The organism is Xanthomonas hortorum pv. cynarae (genome assembly GCF_002939985.1).
GTDB lineage: Bacteria > Pseudomonadota > Gammaproteobacteria > Xanthomonadales > Xanthomonadaceae > Xanthomonas > Xanthomonas hortorum_D.
Genome location: NZ_MDFM01000089.1, coordinates 1 through 443 on the forward strand (window position 1 = coordinate 1; position 443 = coordinate 443).

The 443-nt window shown below is 60.7% G+C and carries 1 protein-coding gene; it reads left to right on the plus strand.

The window, feature by feature from the left end; translation table 11 throughout:
* Positions 1-426 (plus strand): integrase core domain-containing protein (locus XcyCFBP4188_RS22355; RefSeq protein WP_146094089.1); only part of this gene is annotated, 426 nt, incomplete at its 5' end.
* Between the last annotated feature and the right edge of the window lie 17 nt (positions 427-443).

A 443-nucleotide genomic window follows, 5' to 3' on the forward strand; every position in this document is an offset into this window, starting at 1 on the left:
GACGATTTCAGTCGGGAAGCCTTGGCGATCGAAGTGGACTTGAATCTTCCGGCCGCCCGCGTCATCCGCACCTTGGAACGCATCGCAGCCTGGCGCGGCTATCCCGCCAAACTTCGCCTGGACAATGGCCCGGAGTTTGTCGCATTGGCCTTGGCCGAGTGGGCCGAGCGCAAAGGCATCGCCTTGGACTTCATTGAGCCGGGGCGCCCGATGCAAAACGGTTTCATCGAACGCTTCAACGGCAGCTACCGGCGCGGCGTGCTGGACATGCACATCTTCCGCACGCTGAGCGAGGTCCGTGAACAGACCGAACAGTGGCTGGCCGACTACAACCAACAGATACCGCACGACAGCCTGGGCGGGCTAACACCCGCCGAGTTCCATGAGCAACATCAACCGCAGACCTCTAGTTTTAGCTGGCATTGAATTGCGGGGAGTCGACA